Source organism: Planococcus alkaliphilus, from assembly GCF_057031095.1.
This window is the reverse complement of sequence record NZ_CM168060.1, coordinates 2,560,099-2,579,597: the sequence shown is the minus strand read 5'-3', so window position 1 is coordinate 2,579,597 and position 19,499 is coordinate 2,560,099. Positions and strand designations below refer to the sequence as shown.

Below are 19,499 nucleotides of genomic sequence, written 5' to 3'. Positions count from 1 at the left end.
CTTATGTTCTATTTTGGGACCCGAGCAGTCCATCGGGACAAATCAGGCTCTTGGATTTGAAGCATGTCTTTCGGGAAAATGAACGTCCATGGTTTTGAGGTATTAGCTTTCACTTCAAGTTTATCAAGCTCGAATGATCCGGACACAATCTGCTGTCCATTTGCGTCCAATACTTCCAGCGGCAATTTTTCTAGTTGGATATGTTGGGTATGTCCATTCCGTATAAATACAGACGCGGCTAAATTGCCTTCGGGAGTTAATTTTGACTGGAATCCGGTAATATTGACTTCTCTCGGATTTAAAGCAGGCAATTCTTTCACAATGGTGCTAAGCGCATTTTTTTGTTCTTCAGGCAATGCCTCTTCCCAAGCAGGATCGAGATCCAATGAGTGGGGAACTAAAGACTGGACATTAAAAGCTAAAGTCCAGTTCTCAGCCGGCACTTCAAGGGTTTTGATGTTCTCTTTATCGAAGTGGAATACCCACGGGCGATTTGATAATGCCGGAATGGCACCAAGTGTCGATAAATCGAATTCCTGTGCTGCAAGTACTTGGCTGTCTCCATCTAATAGAAGAAGTTCAGCTTTTCCTAAAGTCATCGGACGGTCTAAAGAAGAACGAAGGAATGCTTGGACATTCCAGTTTCCAGTTCTTTTATCCAGTTCAATATCGATGCCAGACAGCGACAATTGATCCTTTTTAAGCGGCTGTAAATCATTCGACAAGAATTTCAATACATATTCCTGTTCTTTGCTGATCTTCCAGTCAGGAGAAATGGAAAGCGAGGTATGAACATCGCCTTCGGTGTCTGTCTGAGAAGTACTGCCTTCTACGACCTCAGTTGAAGAAATCGTAGAATCAAGTCCAGTTTTTGTCGTCTTATTAAAAAATGAAAAAATACTCATTCTGCTGCCTCCTTATCTTCGTTTTCAAGCATGTGCAAAAAGCCCAGTAATTCTGATGCGATTGAATAACGGAGATTTTGGAAATTACCTGCAAAAAGTTCTAATCCTTCACGCTGATAAATCCGCATCGGGTCTTCTTGTTGGTAAGAACGCAAACTAATGCCTTCTTTTAAATGAGACATGCTTTCTAAGTGTTTAACCCACATTTGGTCGATATACGATTTCATCACAAATGGGATGGTGGCCATTACGCGTTCGTTGTCCGCATAAGCTTCGATCAATTCATTGACGGAATCTAAAGCCGGTTTCACAGCTGCATCCACTTTTTTGCGTTTATCCAATTTGTCTGAGAGGGATACTTCCGGACCGAGCAATTGCTGCAGCGAAAATTCCAAATCGCGCAGATGGGCAGCTGTATAATCTTGGTCTTCCGGCAGTGATTCTGAAATGATGAAGTCCGTAGCATTAGCAACCATATCTTTTAAAAGATGGGTATTTTCATTGCCATCTAAAACGCGGTTGCGCAAACCATATATAATTTTGCGCTGCTCATTAATTACGTCGTCCAATTTTAAATTGTATTCACGCATAGAGAAATGTGAGCCTTCTACAATGCGCTGGGTGCGATCTGTTAGTTCTTGTACATCTTTATTGGTAATTTCTCCAATTTTACTAGTTGTCATTTTCTTCGTGAATTTTTCTGTTTCTTCACTTGCAAAACGTTTGAACATATCGTCTTCCAGTGAAATGATAAATTCGGTTGAGCCTGGATCTCCTTGTCGGCCAGAGCGCCCGCGCAATTGATTGTCGATTCGGCGACTTTCGTGTTTTTCCGTACCGATGACATGAAGACCGCCAATTGAAGCTACGCCTTCACCAAGCACGATATCTGTTCCACGGCCAGCCATGTTCGTGGCAACGGTAATATGATTCAATTGTCCGGCTTGGGAAATCAAATGCACTTCTTGCTCTACACTTTTAGCATTTAGCAACTGGAATTCAAGGTTTTCGGCTTTCAAATAGTCAGCGACCATTTCGGATTGCAAAATGGAAGTGGTCCCAACCAAAACAGGCTGACCTGTTTTATGGCGTTCGCTTACTTGGCGAGCGACTTCTTTGTATTTCTGATCCGCGGTCTGGAAAACGCGATCAGGCAAATCAACTCGCGCCCGTGGATTGTTCGTAGGCACTTGAATGACTTCCATGCCGTAAACTTCCATGAATTCTTTTTCCTGCGTTTTCGCAGTGCCCGTCATGCCGGAAAGAATCGGATACATACGGAAGTAGTTTTGAATGGTGATTTGCGCTTGTGCTTTGTTTTCATCTGTAATTTCGACTTTTTCTTTTGCTTCGATCGCTTGGTGAAGGCCATCTGATAAAGTGCGTCCTTCCATCGTCCGTCCGGTGAACATATCAACAAGCATAATTTTATCATCTTTGACGATGTAATCGACATCTCGTTGGAACATCACATGCGCACGGACCGCCATGATTACATAATGGTATAGGGTTTGGTGTTCCAACTCGTACAGGTTATCGACGCCAAATGCTTTTTCCACTTTTTCAATGCCTGTATCAGTCAACGAAGTTGCTTTCGTTTCAGCGTCGAAATCGTAATCAACGCCTTCTTTAAAGCGGGCAGCCAAGAGCGCGCTTATTTGATGGAGTTCAGCGCTCGCTTTTGCTTTTCCGGCTACAATCAACGGAGTTTTTGCCTCATCAATCAATACGCTGTCAACTTCATCGATGATTGCGTAATGGTAGGGGCGCTGTACTTTGTCTTCGTTTGTGCCGGCCATATTATCACGCAAATAGTCAAATCCGAATTCTGTGCCGACTCCATAAGTGATATCGGCTTTATAGGCAGTTTGCTTTTCGTCTGTATCCATTAACGGAAGGTTCAAGCCGACAGTCAATCCAAGGAAGCGGTGAATTTGGCCGATTTGATCAAAATCACGCTGCGCCAGGTAATCGTTGACGGTGATTACATGGACGCCTTTTCCTTCAAGCGCCCGTGTATAGGAGGGCAGGGAAGCGACTAAAGTTTTCCCTTCGCCAGTAGGCATCTCAGCGATATTTCCTTCAGCGAGTACGAGTCCGCCAAGCAATTGCACATCAAAATGGCGCATATTCAAAACACGCTTCGACGCTTCCCGGACTACAGCAAATGCTTCGGGGATGATCTTTTCAATTTTCTTTCCATCAGCTAATTGTTCGCGGAAGGAAATGGTCATATTTTTTAACTCTTCATCGCTCATAGCTTGATAGTTTTCTTCCAAGCGATTTATTTCTTCAACAATCTTTTTGTATTTTTTAAGTTGTCTTAAGTTCGGTTTATTAGAACGCTTGAATAACGTTGCCATGCATAATAGTCTCCTTTATGTACATCCATTGCTACTTGATTATTTTATCAAACTTTACCAACAAACTCCACTTAACAAAAGTGAAACCTTTTGTGTTTTCAGGCGTCTTATAAACCGGAGAAGCAATTGCACATACATAAATACTTTATTTCCTGTAGAGACATGCTATAATGAAATTGGATTTGTATGTTGAATTAGAAGTTTTAAGGAGGAAGGACATGCTATACCTTACTTTGGTTTTGGCATTTATCGCTTCAATCGTACTAACTCCTATTGTAAAGCGAATTGCCTTTCGCGTAGGAGCAGTCGATCGACCTAACTATAGAAAAGTTCATGCGAGAATTATGCCGCGACTCGGCGGATTAGCAATATTCGGTTCGTTTGTCATCGGTTACTTTATTTTGCGGCCGGAAGAAACGGTCTCAAATGCAGTAGATGCATCATTTATCTCAATTTCAACAGCCATTTTAATCGGTGCAGTTTTAATAACTGTTACTGGCGTATTGGATGACATGTTTGAAATCACTGCAAAAGCGAAGCTCTTGGGCCAATTGGCTGCAGCTGCCATCGTTGTAGTAGGTGGGGGACTTGAAATATCTTTCATCAACTTGCCATTCGGTGGAGAGTTGGATTTTGGTTATTTCAGTATTCCGTTGACGATTCTTTGGATCGTGGGTATAACAAATGCGATCAATTTGATTGATGGCCTTGATGGATTAGCAGCAGGGGTTTCAACCATTGCGTTGATCACGCTGGCAATTATGGCCTTCATCATGGGTGACCCATTTGTTATGTCGTTGGCTGCGATTTTAGCTGCCAGTTCAATCGGCTTCCTTTTCTATAACTTCCATCCTGCGAAGATATTTATGGGAGATACCGGAGCCTTATTCCTTGGTTTCATGATTTCCGTATTAGCATTAATGGGCTTCAAAAACGTAACAGTAGTCGCTTTGATCATCCCGATTATCATGCTTGGCGTGCCAATCTCAGATACATTCTTTGCAATTGTGCGCCGTGTACGCGAGAAGCAATCGATTTCAGCAGCAGATAAATCACATTTGCATCATTGCTTATTGAATATCGGATTCTCACACAGACAGACAGTATTGATTATCTACGGCATAGCAGCATTATTCGGTTTAGCAGCTTTATTGTTCTCTCAAGCTACATTATGGGGAGGCATTCTGCTGCTCAGCGTGATGTTGATTGCCATTGAATTGTTTGTCGAAGTAGTTGGATTAGCTGGGAAGAATTACCGCCCGCTGATCAATTTAGTGAAATTCATCGGAAAATAAATAAAGGCGCGATAGCAACTTGCTATCGCGCCTTTATTTATTTTCTTCCAAAAGAAAAACCGCAGCTCGGCTGCGGTTAATAACCTTCTTCAACATTTGTACGTTCAGCTAGATTGGTGTCACTGTTGTCGGATAAACTCGATGTATCAGGTTTTAATCCTAAATGGCTTTGTAGAATATCTTGGACTTCAAGAAGTGATTCATCATCCAATTGCCAGTAATAGATACCGGTTGACATATCATCATATCCTTCTAAAGATAAAGTATCGATATCCGGTTTCCCGTTTTTCGCGTATTCAAAGAATGACTGCATATCTCTGAAAGTTAAGTTCGTGCGCATATTATCACCAATTGCATCAATAACAGATCCATATTTTGTAATGGAGGTTGCTGATAAAGCTTTGTCCATGATGCTTTCAATTAACATCTGCTGGCGTTTGCCGCGCTCGATGTCATTGTCGTAATGGCGGGTTCTCGCAAGAGCAAGAGCTTCGCTCCCGTTCAATTCTTGTAAACCTTCTTTAAGAACAATTGCACCGTGTATATCATTTTCATCTTTTTCTTCTAAATCATAAGGCACTTCTGCTTCGATTCCGCCTAATGAATCAACAACTTCGATAAATGCTTGGAAATCCATGCGAACGTAATAATCGACTGGAACTTCTAGTAATTCTTCTACGCTCTCAATTGTAGAGCTAGGCCCTTCAAGTGCATAGGCATGGGTGATTTTGTCTTCATGTCCAGCATCCGGAATATAAGTGTATGTGTCGCGCGGAATGCTGACGAGCTTAATCGATTTGTCTTCATTGTTTAAAGTAGCCAGAACTAAAGCATCCGAACGGATGTTGTGGTCGTCTTGATCTCGCGCTTCGCTGTCATCTACACCGATAAAAAGAATCGATATATTATCATGCAACGGTTCGACTTGTTCTTCCCTTAAATCAGACATTTCACGGTCTCCGGCGGTTTCAAAAGCTCTGTCCGCCGCATTTTCCGCTTTCTTGACGAGGTAAATACCGAATGCGGATCCACATATGAGCAAAGATAAGGCCAATGTCACGATTATTTTAATCGCTGTCCGTTTTTTGCTCGATTTCGACTTGCGATAACTTTTACGGTTCATGGTTATAACTCCTCTAAATTAGGAATGGGCTAACCGAGTATTCAATTCGGGTCGATCCAATCTTACTATGATAGTAGACGCATGACAATAGTCTAAGTTGCATGCGTTCTCTGATTCAACCTATTATACAGCGAGTTGAAGGATACGTAAATGAAAAAAGATTAAGACATCTTGAATTCAAGAAATTCTTTTTCCAGGCAGCTGATAATTGCCTGTCCATTCGTCATTTCGTTGACCCAATCGATAAATTTGCTTTCTTGTTCAACAGGTACGTAAACCAATAATTCGACTCCTTCAGTATAGAGAATTTCCTTTAAAGGAAATTCGGATTGCCGAATTTCATTTTCCATTTTCCCCAACCATGTATAGTCTACATGGACGTTCATTAAGCAATGCAGCCGGCGTTCAACGACTCCGGATGCAGCAATCGCTTCTGTTGTCGCTTTTCCATAAGCCCGGATCAATCCGCCTCCGCCAAGTTTTATGCCGCCAAAATAACGCGTGACAACAACAACCGTATCTTTCAACCCTTGCTTTTTTAAGACTTCAAGCATCGGAACGCCTGCAGTCCCGCTCGGTTCTCCGTCATCATTTGCCTTCTGAATTGAATCATGTTCACCAATCATGTATGCTGAACAATTATGATTGGCGCTTTTATGTTTTGCTTTAATAGAATCAATAAATTCCAGAGCTTCTTTTTCGGTTTCTGCTCTTTTTGCGTGTGCTATAAAACGTGACTTTTGTATGATAATTTCCGTTTCTTTTCCATTGCCGATAGTTTTGTAATTTTCTCGCATTTTAATGCCTCCTGGTGTAAAATGTAATCAGATAATTTGTAATGTGTTTTTAACATGGGCTTGCTTATAAAGTGATATACTTATTACAGCTGTGGCAGGCATAAAGGTGCAAGTATTTTTCTTCTATGTATAGTTTAGTATAGCTAAGGCGGTTTTAGAATGGCTAAAAAATTCGATGTGAAAGCATTAGACTCCATTTTTGACGAAGTCATGGAAAAAATGGAACGTTCCAAACAGGATATTTTCGTCATCAGTGAACAAAGTCGCCAAAGTTATGAAGATATGAAAAATGAACTTGAAGAAGTGCGAACGAATATTGCACGTGTGATAAAGACCGGAGACCTTTTGGAAGAAAAGACCCGAGCCGCACGCAGGAGGCTTGCCGAAGTTTCTCAATTCTTCAACTCATTCACAGAAAGCCAAGTCAGGCAAGCTTATGAACAGGCTAATGAACTTCAAGTCAAATTGTCAATCAATCGTTCTGAAGAAAAACAGTATCGCCAAAAACGCGATAGCTTGCAGCGGCGCCTGCAAACCCTGCTTCAGACAATTGAGCGAGCTGAATATCTGGTCAATCGTTTGAACGTTACGATGAATTATCTAACTTCAGATCATGAAAAAGTTGATGAAGCACAAGACAGTGTAAAGCTAAAGCAAGATTATAGCCTTCGGATCATTGAAGCGCAAGAAGAAGAACGAAAGCGCTTGTCACGGGAAATCCATGATGGACCAGCTCAGATGATGGCGAATGTGCTTTTGCGTTCAGATTTGATTGACAGGACGTTTCGTGAAAAAGGGCCGGAACTGGCATTCCAGGAAATTACCTCATTAAAAGAAATGGTAAGGGATGCCCTGACGGAGGTAAGGCGAATCATCTATGATCTTCGCCCGATGGCTTTAGATGATTTGGGATTAGTTCCTACATTGAAAAAGTATATTGACACTACTGAAGAGTATAACAAAGGAACACGTATGAATTTCCAGTCAACAGGAAAGGAAGTGCGGCTTCCAAGCAATTACGAAACGGCTATTTTCCGATTGGTTCAAGAAGCGATTACCAATGCAGTCCGTCACGGGAAAGCTTCAGAAATTGAAGTCAATGTAGAATGGCTGGAAAAGCAAGTGACCATCATCGTAAAAGATAATGGTTCCGGATTCGATAAAAGCATCGTGAAAAGCCAGTCATTTGGATTGATGGGCATGAAAGAGCGGATCGAATTGATAAATGGGGATTTTATCATCAATTCTTCACCAGGCAACGGTACAGTACTGATGTTTATTATTCCATTAACACTAGACAGTTAAGATACGGTATTCGAGGAGGACAACATAATGACAAAAATTATTATTATCGACGATCACCAACTCTTCCGTGAAGGCGTTAAGCGGATTCTTGATTTTGAAGATTCGTTTGAAGTGGTAGCAGAAGGTGGAGATGGAACAGAAGTCGTCAAATTGTATGAAGAATATAAACCCGATGTGGTCTTAATGGATATTAATATGCCACAAAAAAATGGGGTAGAGGCAACAGGCGAGTTGATTGAGAATTTCCCTGATGCAAAAGTCATTATGCTGTCAATTCACGATGATGAGTCTTACGTTACGCATGCATTAAAGACAGGTGCTCTTGGCTACATGCTGAAGGAAATGGATGCAGAGGCTATTATTCAAGCCATTAAAGTTGTGGCGAAAGGTGGATCTTATTTGCACCCGAAAGTAACGCGCAATTTAGTGATGGAATTCCGTCGCTTAAGCGAGCGTGAAAACAAAGGTTCGTTCCATCAAACAGAAATTCGCCGTCCGTATCATTTATTGACGAAGCGTGAAAGTGAAGTCCTGCAATTATTGACAGATGGACAAAGCAACCGTGTAATTGGCGAAACCCTATTTATTTCTGAGAAAACTGTGAAAAACCACGTTTCCAGCATTCTTCAGAAAATGCAAGTAAATGACCGTACTCAAGCCGTCGTTACAGCCATTAAAAATGGTTGGGTAGAAGTGCGCTAATTGAAAATGTGATAAACCCGCAGCATTGATGCGGGTTTTTCTTTTGATTTTTAGTCTTACATGGCCGTTTCCGCTTTTCAAAGTCCAGCTCTGCCGCCTACCCGCTCGAGGTCGCTTCAGCCTTATCTGCAATGGCAAAAGACCGCCATTTCCGAAAAGGCTTCCAGCGCTTGTCACGGCTGACAAGGCGGCTTCGCTTTTCTATGTCTAGACTCCAATAGCCAAGTTCTCAGGTCATAAGCCGCATCGCCTGTGCGGCAAAGACCGCCGCTTCGGCAATTCGTCTTATGTCCGTCGAACTTATACGGCTGTTTCCGCTTTTCTGTGTCCAGCTCCGCCGCCTAGCCGCTCGAGGTCGCTTCAGCCTTATCTGCAATGGCAAAGACCGCCATTTCCGAAAAGGCTTCCAGCGCTTGTCGCGGCTGACAAGGCGGCTCCGCTTTTCTAATTCGACACAGTTTCTTCATTGTATTCTATTCGTGCGTATGGCAAAATGAAGCGCAGGAGGAATGTATGATGAAAAAGATGATTTTGGCCGCAAGTGTGGCTTTATTGCTTGCTGCTTGTTCCGATTCTGATGAGCCTTCGGTGAACAGCAATACAGCAGACGATGGAAATGTATCGAACGAAAACAATGCTGTGGACCATGGCGTTGAAGATGTAGAAGGTAAAGAAAAGGAAGAAGTCGGATTTACCTTGAACGATAAAGGGGAAGCGGAAGCAGCCGAAGTTCCAGAAGCCGAAGCAGAAAAGATTTTAGCTGCTTATCAAGAATATATCGATGCTTTTAATGCGGAAGATGTTGAACGGTATATGGAAGTGATTGCCAAGGAACCGGATGGTTTTGATAGAGAAGAAGACCGCGCCGCGTTAACCGAAGCTTTTACGAATTTCGATACAACTTATAAGCCAAGCAATGAAACCATTGTGGAATATGAAGAGAACCGGGCAGAAGTTTATGCTCAAATCGACGTGACGATGGCGGAACCGGATTCGGATAAATCTGCAAAGCAATCAGGACGGCAAGTGGTAGTCTTTAAAAATGAAGATGGCGCTTGGAAAGTGACTAGCCTGCATTTTATCGGAAACCAATAATTAGCTTCCCGGAAATTTCGGGAAGTTTTTATTTTTTTTGGCCGAATTTTCCTGAACTTAACGTTAATCGCAAAAAATATTTAGTTTAACTTAATGGTTATTTTTAATGCATTATTTGGTAAACTGGCAATGGAGGCTGATTAGTATGAGAACAGCGATAGTAACAGACAGTACGGCATACATACCTGAAGAAATCCGTAGAGCTGAAAATATTCATATGGTCCCGCTTCAAGTGACTTTTGGAAACGAATCGTTGGCTGAAGAGGAAGAACTGCATGTGGACGAATTTTATAAAAAAGCGGTTGAAGAATTACCTAAAACTTCACAGCCGCCGCTTGGTGAATTTGTCACGAAGTATCAAGAACTTGCAAAAGAATACGATGAAATTGTTTCTATTCATTTATCGAGTGGGATCAGCGGAACTTTCCATGGAGCTCAACAGGCCAATGAACTGGTCAAAGATGTGGAAGTTTTTGCTTTTGATACAGAAATCTCCTGTGCGATGCAAGGCTTTTATGCATTAAAAGCGGCTGAGTTGTCTCGAGCAGGCGCGGACGGAGCAACGATCATTCGGGCATTGGAAGAAATGAAAAAGACGATGCGTGCTTATTTCATGGTAGAAGACCTTAATCATTTGCGAAGAGGCGGAAGGCTATCAAATGCGCAAGCCATTGTTGGCGGCCTGCTGCAAATTAAACCGTTACTGCATTTTCAGGACAAATTGATCGTGCCGTTTGAAAAAATCCGAACGCGGAAAAAAGCGATGAAGCGAATCGAAGATATGCTCGGTGAAGACGTGAAAGCGGGAGTCCCACTTAAAGCGGCTATTATCCATGCCAACCGTCCGGAAGATGCGCAGAAATGGTACGAAGAATTGCACGAGAAGTATCCAGAAGTGGAATTCGTGATTTCTTATTTCGGTCCTGTTATTGGAACACATTTAGGAGAAGGCTCAATGGGGCTTGGCTGGGTAAAAAAATAACCGGCTAAGTTCCATTTTTTAAAAAAAGGGAGGCAATTTATGAAAGAATTAGAAGACTTTTTAACCGGCAGAGTTTGGTTAAAAGAATTCACCCCATTTCCGCAAAGTGAAATCGATCAAGCTATTTTACAAGGTTTTGTAACACGTATTCCAGGCATCACCGATAAACAAGAATGCAGCAGATGCTTAGAAAAATCGGTGAATCTGACTTCTTTTTATTGTGAAAAATGCGAAGGCGACTGTTTATATTGCCGCCATTGCCTTAAAATGGGCCGCATCAGTTCTTGTACGGAGCTGATTACTTGGACGGCCCCATCTCCTAGACCCCTGAAAACCCACTCATTTCAATGGAGTGGACATCTAACTCCTTCACAAAATTTAGCTTCCCAGCAAGTGATTGAAAGTCTTCAAATTAATCGATCTCACCTTATCTATGCAGTATGCGGCGCTGGAAAAACAGAGGTGCTTTTTGCTCCTTTGTATGAAGCATTAAAGACAGGCAAACGGATTTGTATTGCAGCTCCAAGGACTGATGTCGTCTTGGAACTGTCTCCGCGTATTCGCGCAATCTTTACGGATACCGTCATCCATACACTTTACGGCGGTTCGCCGGCTGAAGCAGGATTTGCTGAAATTGTCATTGCCACTACCCATCAACTTTACCGTTTTCAAAATGCATTTGATCTGATGATCGTGGATGAAGCTGACGCCTTTCCCTATTCGATGGATCCGGCTTTAAAAAGAGCGGTTATGAAAGCGAAAAAACACGATGCGCCGGTGATCTACGTTTCTGCCACACCGTCTGTCCAGTTAATCAAAGGGACACCGGGCCGTTCAGAAATCTTTAGGCGGTATCATGGACAGCCTTTGCCGGTGCCCAGGTTCGATTCCCTTTGGAACTATAAAAAGCGGTTGAGAAAGAACAGCATTCCTAAAAAGCTGGAAACATGGATTCGTTTAAGGCTTTCCCGGCGAGAACCATTTCTGTTATTTCTTCCAACGATTGAATTGATTGAAGAAAGCATCCCTTTATTTAAACAGTTAGACGCTGCTATTGAAGCGGTACATTCCAAAGATCCCAATCGAAAAGAGAAGGTGATGGGCTTGCGGCAAGGAATCGTTCCTGGACTGGTAACATCTACGATATTGGAACGGGGCATTACGGTGCCGAATGTTCAAGTGGCAGTTATCGGAGCAGATGAGGAGATTTTCGATGCAGCGGCTTTGATCCAAATTTCAGGAAGAGCGGGAAGGGCATCGGACTTTCCAAATGGGGATGTTGTCTTTTTCCATAATGGAATTACTAGGCAAATGGATAGAGCCAAAAATACGATAATCGCTTATAATAGAAAGACCATTTCATGAATTGCCTCTTATGCAGCAGGAAGCTGCCCATGCAGGCATCCTGGAGAAGTTTGTTTATGAATGATTTGGACGAAGCAGTTTGCGCGAAATGCAAAGCAGAATTTGAAAGCATCACGGGTAACACTTGTTTGTACTGCGATGCCTCTGGGGAAGGGGTTTGTGCAGATTGTATGTATTGGGAACAGACTGAATATGCAGGACTAATAGCAAAAGGGCGATGTTTGTATCGATACAATGAAGGGATGCAATCTTATTTCCATCAATATAAATTTTTGCAAGATGTTATTCTATCCGAAGTTTTTGCAAAGGAAATGAATCATGCTTTAGCCAAAGTGGACGCGGTAATTATACCGATTCCGATGAATCCGAAAAAATTGAAAGAACGGACCTTTGCCCAAGTTGATTCGCTGCTGGAGTCAGCGAGGCTCCCGTTCCATCATTTTTTAATAAAGAACGAAGATGTCCAAGGCACAAAGTCGAAAATGGAAAGAATGGCTTCGTCTCCGTTATTTCATTGGAATGGAGAAACGGTGCCGAATAAGATTATTTTAGTCGATGATCTTTATACGACAGGGACGACGATGCGCCATGCGGCAAAAGTGTTAAAAGATGCAGGTGCGGATGAAATCGAATTGTTTTGCTTGATTCGCGGGTAATGGGATTCAAAAACATTTTGGAGGGATGCAAATGTTTTATAACAGGCAGGAACATTATCGGTATGCGTTTGGCCATCCGCAAGAATTGATCATCCATTTAAATGAACCGGGGGAAAGGCCTGAGCATTATGGACTTTTGCTTGATGTCTCTCCACGAGGCGGAAAATTCTTTTTGGAGAAGGAATTAGAAAAAATAAAAGAAGAAATCGATGTCGAGTTCACGTTAAACCACGAAAAAATTCATTTAAAAGCCCTTCTGTTATGGAAAGAAAGCACGACAGAAGGCTGGATGTATGGCATGGAATTCCACAAAGATCCGATTAAAGAAATGCTGATCAATAGCGAATTAAAAGCCTATTTGGAACTGGAATAGAAACTGCCGGGCGTTTAAACGAGCCCGGCAGTTTTTTTAATGTTCATAAATCATTTTTCTGGTCATCCCGCCGTCGATATTGAGGCATTCGCCGGTGATAAAAGAGTTTTCAGGATTTGATAGGAAAAGGCAGGCACGGGCAATATCATCAGGTTTGCCGACGCGGCCGCTCCAATGCTGCTCATGGTCAACTTTCCGGAGTTCTTCTTCCCCAGTGTGGATCCATCCGGGGGCAATTGAGTTTACGCGAATCCCTTTTTCACTTAAAGTAGCTGCCAACGAATGGGTCAGTGCAAAAATCCCTCCTTTTGAAGCAGAGTAAAGCTCGGTATTCGGTTCTGACATGAATGCGCGTGTTGAGGCCATATTGACAATTGATCGGATATCATCCGTCATATAGCGCGCAGCTTCGCGGCTGCAAATGAATACACTTTTTAAATTCGTGCTGAGCAGCTCATCCCAATCTTGTTCTTCAATCTCCCAAATCGAAGTGAATTTTGAAACACCTGCATTATTGATCAGGATATGAATAGCTCCGTAATCTTTATGGATATCTGAAAATACTCGGATTACTTCTTTGAAATTCCCGACATCGCATTTGCGGAAATCCATTCCCGGCAGCTCACTTTCTTGGATATCCAGTCCGATGACGCGGGCCTCTTTCGCTAGAAAATGTTCTGCAATACTCCGCCCGATGCCTTGGGAAGCGCCGGTCACTATTACTGTTTTATTTGTAAACATCGCCTTCATCTCCTTGTTATTTACTTTACCTGAATTTAACTTCCTTAAAACTTTTTAGTTTTAAGCAGGAAACTTAAGGGGATATATAGAAATGTAAAGGTAAGCACAAAAGAAGGAGGAGTTCATATGCTTCAATACAATATCAAGGGCGACAATGTCGAAGTAACTCCGGCAGTCCGCGAGTACATCGAAAAGAAAGTGGATAAAATCGAAAGATACTTTCCGGAAGGTACAAACGCGACAGCGATGATTAATTTAAAAGCGCTTAACCACAGCCAAACTAAAGTGGAAATTACAATCCCTATGAAAAATCTCGTATTGCGTGCAGAAGAACGGCACGATGAATTATATGCGGCAGTAGATTTAATCATTGGAAAGCTTGAACGTCAAATCCGAAAATACAAAACAAAAATCAATCGTAAATTCCGCGATCGTGAAGGAATGGGCATGGCATTCGCTTCAGCTGAACAAGTGACTCAAACTTCAAATGGCGCGGAAAATTCTTATACAGACGAAGACGATGAAGATTTGACAATCGTTCGTACAAAGCAATTTGAACTAAAACCGATGGATGAAGAGGAAGCTGTATTGCAGATGAATATGCTTGGGCATACTTTCTTCGTCTTTACAGATGCTGAATCCAATGAAACCAATATCGTTTACAAACGAAAAGACGGCACATATGGTTTGATCGAAACAAGTTCATAATAATAGTTAGAAAGCCTCTCATTATGAGAGGCTTTTCTTTCGTATTGGAGAAAAAAACTAATTTTCTGCTGTTTCTAGCATTTTAACAAGCCATACAGGAAGTTTGCACGCGATTGCCTGCAGTGTTAAAATAAGTAGTGAGAATTTTTGCCAAGGACTAAGAGCTATTGAATATTTTAGTTATTAAGGACTAATTCAATTTGCAATGAGAATATTAAAGCAAAGGCGATCTGGCTGGACTTGTCAAAGCCGGACACTACGCAGGGAGCGGTTATAGATGCTTGGAGTATTAAATAAAGTATTTGACCCGAACAAACGGGACCTAAAAAGATTAGAAAAAACTGCTGACCAGGTCGAAGCGCTGGCTTCGGAATATGCAGCTTTATCAGATGAAGCTTTAAAAGCAAGAACGGAATTATTTATTGAACGGTCTGCTAAAGGTGAATCATTGGACGATTTATTGCCGGAAGCATTTGCGACAATTCGGGAAGCTTCTAAACGAGTGTTGGGCATGTACCCATTCCGCGTTCAGATTATGGGGGCGGCAGCACTTCACGAAGGCAATATCTCCGAGATGAAAACAGGTGAAGGTAAAACTTTGACTTCAACCATGGCGGTTTACTTGAATGCCATTTCAAAAAAAGGCGTTCATGTAGTAACTGTCAATGAATATTTGGCGAGCCGCGATGCAGGTGAAATGGGTCAATTATTCGAGTGGTTGGGACTGACTGTCGGATTAAACTTAAACAGCTTGACGAAAGATGAAAAACGCCAAGCTTATCAAGCGGATATTACGTATAGCACCAACAATGAACTTGGTTTTGACTATCTGCGGGATAATATGGTGCTTTACAAAGAAGACATGGTTCAGCGCCCATTAAACTTTGCGGTTATCGATGAAGTTGACTCCATTTTAATCGATGAAGCGCGTACACCGTTGATTATTTCAGGACAGGCGGCAAAAGCGGCGCAATTGTATATGCAAGCAAATGCTTTCTCCCGGATACTGGTGAAAGATACCGATTATACGTATGATGAAACAACAAAAGGCGTCGTGTTGACTGAAGACGGCATTGAAAAAGTGGAAAAAGCTTTCAATGTCGATAACTTATTCGATATTCGCCATGTGCGCTTGAACCATGCGATCAACCAATCGTTGAAAGCGCAAGTGACGATGCATAAAGACGTAGATTATGTCGTTCAAGACGGTGAAGTTGTAATCGTCGATCAGTTTACAGGCCGTTTAATGAAAGGACGCCGCTATTCAGATGGACTGCACCAGGCAATCGAAGCCAAAGAAGGTTTGGAAGTTCAAAATGAATCTATGACCATGGCGACCATTACGTTCCAGAACTTTTTCCGTATGTACGATAAACTTTCCGGTATGACCGGTACGGCTAAAACGGAAGAAGAGGAATTCCGCAATATTTATAATATGAACGTTATTGCGATTCCAACAAATAAACCGATCATCCGGGATGATAGAGTCGATTTGATTTATGCAACGATTGCCGGTAAGTATAAGGCAGTAGCAGATGATATTGCAGAGCGCCATAAGAATGGCCAACCGGTACTAGTCGGTACGGTTGCAATTGAGACTTCCGAAATCATTTCTGATTACCTCTCGAAAAAAGGCATCAAGCATTCCGTGTTGAATGCGAAAAACCATGCGCACGAAGCGGAAATCATTTTAAATGCCGGACAAAAAGGCGCCGTTACCATTGCGACGAACATGGCCGGACGCGGAACCGATATTAAACTGGGTGAAGGGGTAATCGAAGCGGGCGGATTGGCAGTTCTCGGTACGGAACGACATGAATCCCGACGCATCGATAACCAGCTCCGAGGGCGTTCAGGCCGACAAGGAGATCCAGGTGTGACGCAATTCTATCTTTCATTAGAAGATGATTTGATGCGCCGTTTCGGTTCGGATGCAATGCGCAATATGATGGGCAAACTAGGAATGGATGATTCCCAGCCGCTGCAGTCTAAGATGGTCAACCGTTCGGTTGAGTCTGCGCAAAAACGAGTGGAAGGGAATAACTTTGATGCCCGTAAACGCTTGCTTCAATATGATGACGTTTTGCGCCAACAACGTGAGATTATCTACAAGGAACGTATGGAAGTCCTTGAGACCGAGAACATGCGTGCATTAGTAGAGCGTATGCTTGATGGCTCTATCGAACGTATGGTCCATGCGCATACCTCCGAAGAGAACCCTGAGAATTGGAACTACAAATCGCTAGTGGATGTGGCTTCAGCGAATTTATTGCCGGAAAACACCATTACTGTTGATGATTTAAAAGGGAAGACTCAAGAACAATTGATCGATTTTATCAAAGCGGAAGTTGCAAAACGCTATGATGAAAAAGAGGAAGAAATGACTTCTGAACGCATGCGTGAATTTGAGAAAGTTGTTTTGCTTCGTTCAATTGATACGAAATGGATTGATCATATCGATGCAATGGACCAATTGCGCCAAGGAATTCACTTGCGTGCTTATGGCCAAAATGATCCACTTCGTGAATACCAAAATGAAGGATTTGCGATGTTCGAGGAAATGGTCTTATCGATCGAAGAAGATGTTGCAAAATATGCCATGAAAGCGGAAATCCGCAATAACCTTGAGCGCGAAGAAGTAGCGAAAGGCCAAGCGGTCAACCCGAAAGAAGACGGACCGGCACCGAAAAAGAAAAAAGCGCCAGTACGCAATGACATGGTTGTAGGGCGCAACGAACCTTGCCCATGCGGCAGCGGCAAAAAGTTTAAAAACTGCCATGGCGCAACAGCTTAAAAAAGACGCCGCTCTTTCAACAGTGAGCAGTTGAAATGATTAAAACATAAGCAAGCCACAGGACCGAAGAGCATCTGCTCTTCGGTGTTATTTTGAGGAGGAACATATAATGATGGAATTAGCAGACATCCGCAACGAACTTGATAAATCAGCCAGTAAATTGGCGGACTTTAGGGGGTCTCTTTGACTTAGAAAACAAAGAAGCCAGAATCCAGGAATTGGATGAAATGATGTTGGATCCGAATTTTTGGAATAACCAAGATTCGGCCCAAACGGTCATTTCGGAATTGAATGGATTAAAAGAAATCGTCAATACGTACCACCGTTTCATGGAAACCCAGGAAAACTTAGAAATGACGCTGGAACTGCTTCGTGAAGAAAATGACGAAGAATTGCACGAAGAAATCAGCGGTGAAATGCAGACCTTTAGGAAAGAATTAAGCGATTACGAATTAACGATGCTATTAAGCGAACCGTACGATAAGAATAACGCCATTTTAGAATTGCATCCAGGAGCAGGCGGGACTGAGTCGCAAGATTGGTGTTCGATGCTTTTGCGCATGTATACGCGCTGGGCTGAAAAACGTGGATTTAAAGTAGAAACTCTTGATTACCTTGCCGGAGATGAAGCTGGAGTGAAATCGGTGACTTTGGGCATCAAAGGGCATAATGCGTATGGCTATTTGAAAGCGGAAAAAGGCGTTCATCGTTTAGTCCGCATTTCCCCATTTGACTCTTCTGGCCGCCGCCATACTTCGTTTGTTTCATGTGAAGTCATGCCGGAATTCACAGGGGAAATCGAAATCGATATCCGTACAGAAGACTTGAAAATTGATACGTACCGGGCAAGCGGTGCAGGCGGGCAGCACATCAACACGACAGATTCTGCTGTCCGAATCACGCACTTGCCGACAGGGGCAGTGGTTACTTGCCAACAAGAACGGTCTCAAATCAAAAACCGGGAAAAAGCGATGCAGATGTTGAAAGCGAAACTCTACGCATTGAAAATCCAGGAGCAGGAAGCACAGCTTCTTGAAATCCGCGGAGAACAAAAAGAAATCGGCTGGGGCAGCCAGATTCGTTCTTATGTGTTCCATCCTTATTCGATGGTCAAAGACCACCGTACAAATTACGAAACCGGGAACCTGCAAGCTGTGATGGATGGAGATATCGACGGCTTCATCAACTCACTTCTGCGTTCTAAAATGCAGTAAGAAAAGCGGAGCCGCCTTTTATCACTGCGACTTAAAGAAAATCCAGCATAATTATAATGAAGCCTCCACCACGCAACATATGCGTAGTGGAGGTTTTTCTCTTTACCTTGATGAAGTTCACAATTGGCTGGAGCTTTGTTATACTCTGACAGGGTTGAACTCGAGATTAGGTAGGAATGAGGAAAGTTTAATGGGTAAAAAAAATCAACGAAATAGAAAAGAGCCGCATCCAATTCTTAGTGTAATTTTAGAATATGCCAGTGTCATTTTGGGATCGGCCATTGTAGCAATTTCTTTTAATGTATTCTTGCTGCCGAACGAAGTGGCGTCAGGGGGAGTCAGCGGGATCAGCACCATTTTAAAAGGTGTTTTCGATTGGAAGCCGGCCTTTGTGCAATGGGCATTTAATATTCCTCTTTTTATCGCCGGCGTCATTTTGCTCGGCAAGAATTTTGGTTTGAAAACAGCGGTGGGAACCATCTTCCTTCCATTCGTTGTCTTCATGACGGAATCATGGGAGCCTTGGACGATGAATCCATTACTCGGATCTTTGTTTGGCGGAATCATGGTAGGGCTAGGACTGGGGATTGTCTTTCGCGGACAAGCTTCTACAGGCGGAACTGATTTAGCCGCTCAAATTATTACAAAGTATACCGGTTTGACGCTCGGGACAAGTGTTGCGTTAATTGATGGACTGATCGTGCTTGCGGCTGCTTTGGTCTTCGATATTGAAAAAGGGTTATATGCGTTGATCGGATTATACGTAACAACGAAGACAATCGATTTAGTCCAAGTCGGATTTGGCAGATCGAAATTAGTTTACATCATTACGAATAAGCAGGCAGAAATCCGAGATGCTATTTACGAAGAAATCGATCGCGGCGTTACAAAGTTATCGGCTACTGGAGGATATACGGAAGCAGAAAAGCCGATGATCATGGTCGTTGTCCATCAGACGGAGTTTACGCGCCTAAAGAACTTGGTGAAAATTATTGATCCGACAGCTTTTGTTATCGTGTCAGATGCTGCAGAGGTTCTTGGAGAAGGTTTCAAACGGGCATAACTTTGGTATACTCTAGTA

At 42.6% G+C, this 19,499-nt stretch carries 17 protein-coding genes; 12 read left to right on the top strand and 5 right to left on the bottom strand.

All coding sequences use genetic code 11. From position 1 onward, the window contains the following. Positions 1-8 precede the first annotated feature (8 nt). Together AC2EXB_RS13760 and secA2 are read right to left on the bottom strand one after the other, a co-directional pair. On the bottom strand, positions 9-905 hold the full coding sequence (locus AC2EXB_RS13760) for an accessory Sec system S-layer assembly protein (protein ID WP_483601995.1): 897 nt from the start codon (positions 903-905) through the stop codon (positions 9-11). Next, the gene (gene secA2 / locus AC2EXB_RS13755; RefSeq protein ID WP_483601994.1) at positions 902-3,268 is read right to left on the bottom strand and encodes an accessory Sec system translocase SecA2; all 2,367 of its coding nucleotides are present in this window, start codon (positions 3,266-3,268) and stop codon (positions 902-904) included. The genes AC2EXB_RS13760 and secA2 overlap by 4 nt, the downstream gene beginning before the upstream one ends. 218 nt (positions 3,269-3,486) lie before the next feature. Here secA2 and AC2EXB_RS13750 point away from each other — a divergent pair, with 218 nt between their 5' ends. Then, on the top strand, positions 3,487-4,563 hold the full coding sequence (locus AC2EXB_RS13750) for a glycosyltransferase family 4 protein (protein WP_235196802.1): 1,077 nt from the start codon (positions 3,487-3,489) through the stop codon (positions 4,561-4,563). A 76-nt stretch (positions 4,564-4,639) separates the two neighbouring features. Here the strand turns inward: AC2EXB_RS13750 and AC2EXB_RS13745 are convergent, their stop codons facing one another. Together AC2EXB_RS13745 and AC2EXB_RS13740 are read right to left on the bottom strand one after the other, a co-directional pair. After that, on the bottom strand, positions 4,640-5,686 hold the full coding sequence (locus tag AC2EXB_RS13745) for an LCP family protein (protein WP_251475121.1): 1,047 nt from the start codon (positions 5,684-5,686) through the stop codon (positions 4,640-4,642). Positions 5,687-5,847: 161 nt separating this feature from the next. Then, positions 5,848-6,483, bottom strand: coding sequence for a YigZ family protein (locus AC2EXB_RS13740; RefSeq protein WP_483601993.1), 636 nt, complete (start codon positions 6,481-6,483; stop codon positions 5,848-5,850). Between the two features lie 159 nt (positions 6,484-6,642). On the opposite strand from AC2EXB_RS13740, the gene AC2EXB_RS13735 reads away from it, so the two are divergent. From AC2EXB_RS13735 to AC2EXB_RS13705, 7 genes are all read left to right on the top strand, one after another. Further along, the gene (locus tag AC2EXB_RS13735) at positions 6,643-7,788 is read left to right on the top strand and encodes a sensor histidine kinase (protein ID WP_483601992.1); all 1,146 of its coding nucleotides are present in this window, start codon (positions 6,643-6,645) and stop codon (positions 7,786-7,788) included. 27 nt (positions 7,789-7,815) lie between these two features. Further along, positions 7,816-8,490, top strand: coding sequence for a response regulator (locus AC2EXB_RS13730; RefSeq protein ID WP_052650931.1), 675 nt, complete (start codon positions 7,816-7,818; stop codon positions 8,488-8,490). 516 nt (positions 8,491-9,006) lie between these two features. Then, the gene (locus AC2EXB_RS13725) at positions 9,007-9,585 is read left to right on the top strand and encodes a nuclear transport factor 2 family protein (RefSeq protein ID WP_235196798.1); all 579 of its coding nucleotides are present in this window, start codon (positions 9,007-9,009) and stop codon (positions 9,583-9,585) included. A 145-nt stretch (positions 9,586-9,730) separates the two neighbouring features. Further along, positions 9,731-10,567 (top strand): DegV family protein, encoded by an 837-nt coding sequence (locus AC2EXB_RS13720; protein WP_483601991.1) that lies wholly within the window; start codon positions 9,731-9,733, stop codon positions 10,565-10,567. A 39-nt stretch (positions 10,568-10,606) separates the two neighbouring features. After that, positions 10,607-11,932 carry an ATP-dependent helicase ComFA gene (locus AC2EXB_RS13715; protein ID WP_483601990.1) on the top strand — a complete coding sequence of 442 codons (1,326 nt, stop codon included), beginning with the start codon at positions 10,607-10,609 and terminating at the stop codon, positions 11,930-11,932. Positions 11,933-11,988: 56 nt separating this feature from the next. Continuing rightward, positions 11,989-12,588, top strand: a complete 600-nt coding sequence (locus AC2EXB_RS13710) for a ComF family protein (protein ID WP_483601989.1) — start codon at positions 11,989-11,991, stop codon at positions 12,586-12,588. 31 nt (positions 12,589-12,619) lie between these two features. After that, the gene (locus AC2EXB_RS13705) at positions 12,620-12,961 is read left to right on the top strand and encodes a PilZ domain-containing protein (RefSeq protein ID WP_235196796.1); all 342 of its coding nucleotides are present in this window, start codon (positions 12,620-12,622) and stop codon (positions 12,959-12,961) included. Between the two features lie 36 nt (positions 12,962-12,997). Here AC2EXB_RS13705 and AC2EXB_RS13700 read toward each other — a convergent pair whose 3' ends face one another. After that, positions 12,998-13,702: an SDR family NAD(P)-dependent oxidoreductase gene (locus AC2EXB_RS13700; protein WP_483601988.1), complete on the bottom strand. Its 705-nt coding sequence runs from the start codon at positions 13,700-13,702 to the stop codon at positions 12,998-13,000. Positions 13,703-13,828: 126 nt separating this feature from the next. Between AC2EXB_RS13700 and hpf the strand changes: the two genes are divergently transcribed. From hpf to AC2EXB_RS13680, 4 genes are all read left to right on the top strand, one after another. After that, positions 13,829-14,410 (top strand): ribosome hibernation-promoting factor, HPF/YfiA family, encoded by a 582-nt coding sequence (gene hpf / locus AC2EXB_RS13695; protein WP_235196794.1) that lies wholly within the window; start codon positions 13,829-13,831, stop codon positions 14,408-14,410. Between the two features lie 277 nt (positions 14,411-14,687). Then, positions 14,688-17,204 carry a preprotein translocase subunit SecA gene (secA, locus tag AC2EXB_RS13690; RefSeq protein ID WP_483601987.1) on the top strand — a complete coding sequence of 839 codons (2,517 nt, stop codon included), beginning with the start codon at positions 14,688-14,690 and terminating at the stop codon, positions 17,202-17,204. A gap of 112 nt (positions 17,205-17,316) precedes the next feature. Next, a protein-coding gene (gene prfB, locus AC2EXB_RS13685; RefSeq protein WP_483604754.1) for a peptide chain release factor 2 occupies positions 17,317-18,418 on the top strand; the annotation gives its coding sequence in 2 pieces (ribosomal slippage) (positions 17,317-17,388 and positions 17,390-18,418; 1,101 coding nt in all). Between the two features lie 190 nt (positions 18,419-18,608). After that, positions 18,609-19,481 carry a YitT family protein gene (locus AC2EXB_RS13680; RefSeq protein WP_235196791.1) on the top strand — a complete coding sequence of 291 codons (873 nt, stop codon included), beginning with the start codon at positions 18,609-18,611 and terminating at the stop codon, positions 19,479-19,481. Positions 19,482-19,499: the final 18 nt, after the last annotated feature.